Below are 3,880 nucleotides of genomic sequence, written 5' to 3'. Positions count from 1 at the left end.
GCGCAGCGTCCGTAGCGTGCCGGATCGGCGCCGTCTTCGATCTCGCGCGCCGCCATCGCCTCGGCCGCCAGCGCGCAGCCGCCGAGCGTCGATCCGAACAGCCGCAGATAGGGCGTCGCGCCGGCGAGCGCTTCGTTCGGCGCGCTGCCGAGCTTGTCCAGCAAGTAGCGGCTGCTGCGATCGAGCGAGTCGAGCGCATCGCGCAGCCGTGCACCCGTCGCGCCGAACGTCGGGTCGTTGGAGGCCTCGACGTCCTTGACGATCAGCTTGAGCTGATCGAGCAGCAGCCACACCGACTCGCCGCCGTTCGCGCCCAGCTTGCGGGTGACGAGGTCGATCGCCTGGATACCGTTGGTGCCTTCGTAGATCGGTGCAATACGCGCGTCGCGGTAATGCTGGGCGGCGCCGGTCTCCTCGATGAAGCCCATGCCGCCGTGGATCTGAACGCCGAGCGAAGCGACCTCGGTGCCGACATCGGTCGAGAACGCCTTTGCGATCGGCGTCAGCAGCGCGGCGCGCGCCGTCGCCATCGCCTTGACCTTGGGGTCGGTCGAACGCGTCGCGATGTCGAGCGCCACCGCGGTCGAGTAGCAGATGGTTCGCGCGGCGCCGGTCAGGGCGCGCATCATCAGCAAGGTGCGCTTGACGTCGGGATGCTCGATGATGGCGCTCGAGCCGGCGCCGGTCGCGCCGATGGCGCGGCCCTGCTTGCGCTCCTGCGCATAGGCCAGCGCCTGCTGATAGGCGCGATCGGCGATGCCGACGCCCTCGAGGCCGACGCCGAGGCGGGCCTGGTTCATCATCGTGAACATGCACGCCATGCCGCGATTTTCTTCGCCGATTAGATAACCAACGGCGCCGCCATGATCGCCGAGCGACATCGTGCAGGTCGGCGAGCCGTGAATGCCGAGCTTATGTTCGACGCCGCTCGGGAAGATGTCGTTGCGCGCGCCGAGCGAGCCGTCTTCATTGACCAGATACTTGGGGATCAGGAACAGCGAGATGCCCTTGGTGCCAGCGGGCGCATCGGGCAATCGCGCGAGCACGAAGTGCACGATGTTGTCGGTCATGTCGTGGTCGCCGTAGGTGATGAAGATCTTGCTGCCGAAGATCTTGTAGGTGCCGTCGCTCGCCCGCTCGGCGCGGGTGCGCAGCGCGCCGACGTCGGAGCCGGCCTGCGGCTCGGTCAGTTGCATGGTGCCGGTCCATTCGCCGGACACCAGCTTGCCGAGATAGATGCGTTTGAGTTCGTCGCTGCCATGAGCATGCAGCGCGTCGATCGCCGACAGCGTCAGCAGCGGGCACAGGCCGAACGCCATGTTGGAGGCCGCCCACAACTCGGTGCAGACGGCGTTGATCGCCATCGGCAGGCCCTGGCCGCCAAATTCCTCCGGCCCCGAGACCGCGTTCCAGCCAGCCTCGATCCAGCGCCGATAGGCATCGGCCCAGCCCGGCGCGGTCGCGACCTTGCCGCCTTCCAGCTTGACGCCGTTCTTGTCGCCGACGCGGTTCAGCGGCGCCAGGATGTCGCCGGCGAATTTGCCCGCCTCTTCCAGCACTTGCGCGGTGATCTCGCTGTCGTAATCGGCGTAATGGCCGGCCGCCAGCGCGGCCTGCATCCCGGCGCCGTGGTTGAGCGAGAGCAGGATGTCGGTGATCGGAGCACGATAGGTCATGAGCTGGTCCCGGCTGGCAGCGATGGAAGCGAGCCGCCTTTTCCCATGAAAGCGGGAGAGTTCTCAACCTTTTGTCCGATGCCGTGACAGTGTGCGGCACGCCGCCGTTGGCGCGGCCTTTGGGGGCAGGGCGGGTTGAAAAGCCGCCACGGTCCCGATAGACCGGGGCGACGCACGCACCGGCCTTCAAACATGACGGACGGCCGCGGCTGTCAGGCGCATTGGGGCGTAGCCAAGCGGTAAGGCAGGGGATTTTGATTCCCCCATGCGGAGGTTCGATCCCTCCCGCCCCAGCCAGCACGATCTATCTTATTGAAATGTTAAAGTAAATTTCCGAGCTGGGAGGCTGATGCACAGCCCTGCGACACATCGCTGCTACACGAAGGTGTCGTACGACCGTGGCTTTCCACATTTTTCGCCGCCAAGCCACCTACTATTGGAGGCGCCGCAGGCCGCGTCAGCTTGCCAGTTTCTGGCCCCCCCTCGCATATTCTCGTGAGCCTGCGCACAACCGCGTTGCCCTTGGCGCGTCGGTTGGCGGTGGCACTTGATTCACAGCTTGAGGGCGCAGTGATGCTCGCCGAAAGTGTCGATCCAACGCTATCGAAATCCCAGATCGATGCCATGCTTCGGACGGTCGTGGATCGACATCTAACGAAGCTCGACAGGGTAGCGTTGGTCGCCAAGGGGTCCACGGGCTTCGATCCAGATCAAGCACGTCGCGACGACAAGAGAGCTTTCTGGACTTACTCGCTCCTCGATGCCCGTGGTCCCTACGCCGAGGTCACGGACAACGATCATGTCCGTATGGTCGATGACGGCTTATGCGATACTGACATCGAGGCGGTGAAGCGTCACCTGAAGATGCTGAAAGACAACGGCCTGGTCCCGACCAAACACCATATTCTTCGGCGTTTGATCGAGGGCGTTGCGGCCGAGCCAACCTCTACAAACATTCAGATTGCACAGGGTACATACTACCGGGGAATGAAGCTCGCGCTTGCCGCGGCCGATAGACGCTATGGCGGTATTCGGGCGGAGGATGCGGACCTCGTCGATCGGATGTTCACGTCCAGCGACGCAGTTGGCCCTGCTCGGCATTGGTCGAAGACATGTCTCGCGAGCAAAATAAAGCTTCGCGATCCGAGAAACAAGAAAGTCCGGCGACGGCCGTTGCAATGGCGGACTTTCTAAAACTCACCGAGAACGTAATCGACTTGAATCGGAAAGATGATCACTGGGATGAAAAGACACAGCGGCAGGTTCGAAGCATTTCGCAGCTGTTCGTCAAATTCATGATCCAAGATCAGCATTTGGTTGATCTTAATTCCTTAAAGCAGATTCACGTTGGAAAGTTTGCTGACTTCCTTCGGAGCGAGATTTACAAGCACTACGGTAAGTCTATCCGTGACAGTGAGCTGACGATCGCGGAGCTCAGAGCCGATGGATTGTCACGCGAGAAAGGGTTGCGCGGAATTGGCGCCGATACGCTCAACCGGCACTTTACATCCTTGAAGCAGATATTCGATCACGGCCGTGCGTTGGAATTATCGCACCCCGCCGGCGGCAATTGTCCAAGCCAAAGGGGTCCCGGCGATTAAACAACCTTCGTATCGCGGCCTTTCCGCATTTTGCAGTGCATGATCCCAGGATCGAAATCGAGCCGCTGTCGCGGCGGCGACATCTTGAAGCTGTCGTTCCAAATTGTATTCGGCGGAATTGAGGTTATGTTGCCTGCGGGTGAAACGCTGGGTGGAGAGGCATGTCGACGGCGCTTCGGATTGCGCATGGAAGTTTCGGCCGGGTGGCGCTCCTCGACATGGACGCCTCGCTGGTGCGCCATGCCCATCCGCATTGCCACGTGCTGCTCAAAGTCGAGGGCGCTGACACCCAGTTCCTGGTCGGCGACAAGGTCGCGCCGCTGAACGACACCACGGCCGTTCTGGTCGATGGCTGGCAGCCGCACGCCTATCTGCACGACCCGTCGCGGCCCCGCACCCTTATTCTAGCGCTATATATCGAGCCCGAATGGCTGACCTCGTTCCATTCCTCCTGGGCGGCGAGCGGTTGGCCCGGCTTCTTCGCCCAGCCCTGCGGCGAGATCACGCCGCGAATTCGTGAGCTGGCGCGCGATCTCGCCATCGACATGATGGCGCGCCCTGCCTGCGCCGGGGAGCATGAGCAGCTGTTGTCGGACTTGATGA

The 3,880-nt window shown here is 62.5% G+C and carries 3 protein-coding genes, 1 tRNA gene and 1 pseudogene; 4 read left to right on the top strand and 1 reads right to left on the bottom strand.

The window, feature by feature from the left end:
* Window positions 1-1,676, bottom strand: a 1,676-nt coding sequence (locus I5M_RS14760) for an acyl-CoA dehydrogenase (protein WP_022722105.1), incomplete at its 3' end; no start/stop codon positions are given.
* 222 nt (window positions 1,677-1,898) lie between these two features.
* Here I5M_RS14760 and I5M_RS14755 point away from each other — a divergent pair.
* The 4 genes and pseudogenes from I5M_RS14755 to I5M_RS14740 form a co-directional block, all read left to right on the top strand.
* A tRNA-Gln gene (locus I5M_RS14755) sits at window positions 1,899-1,973 on the top strand.
* 198 nt (window positions 1,974-2,171) lie between these two features.
* On the top strand, window positions 2,172-2,870 hold the full coding sequence (locus I5M_RS14750; protein WP_148287877.1) for a hypothetical protein: 699 nt from the start codon (window positions 2,172-2,174) through the stop codon (window positions 2,868-2,870).
* On the top strand, window positions 2,855-3,277 hold the full coding sequence (locus tag I5M_RS14745) for a hypothetical protein (RefSeq protein WP_022722103.1): 423 nt from the start codon (window positions 2,855-2,857) through the stop codon (window positions 3,275-3,277). Before I5M_RS14750 ends, I5M_RS14745 begins: the two co-directional genes overlap by 16 nt.
* A gap of 161 nt (window positions 3,278-3,438) precedes the next feature.
* A pseudogene (locus I5M_RS14740) lies at window positions 3,439-3,880 on the top strand (AraC family transcriptional regulator); the annotation flags it as partial.

Origin of the sequence: Rhodopseudomonas sp. B29 (assembly GCF_000333455.1) — a bacterium.
GTDB lineage: Bacteria > Pseudomonadota > Alphaproteobacteria > Rhizobiales > Xanthobacteraceae > Rhodopseudomonas.
Note: the sequence above shows the minus strand (reverse complement) of the source record. Positions and strands in the feature narration are given on the sequence as shown.

Excerpts from the sequence above, each read along its gene's own strand:
- I5M_RS14745 (WP_022722103.1), top strand. The coding sequence starts at position 2,855 with ATGGCGGACTTTCTAAAACTCACCGAGAACGTAATCGACTTGAATCGG.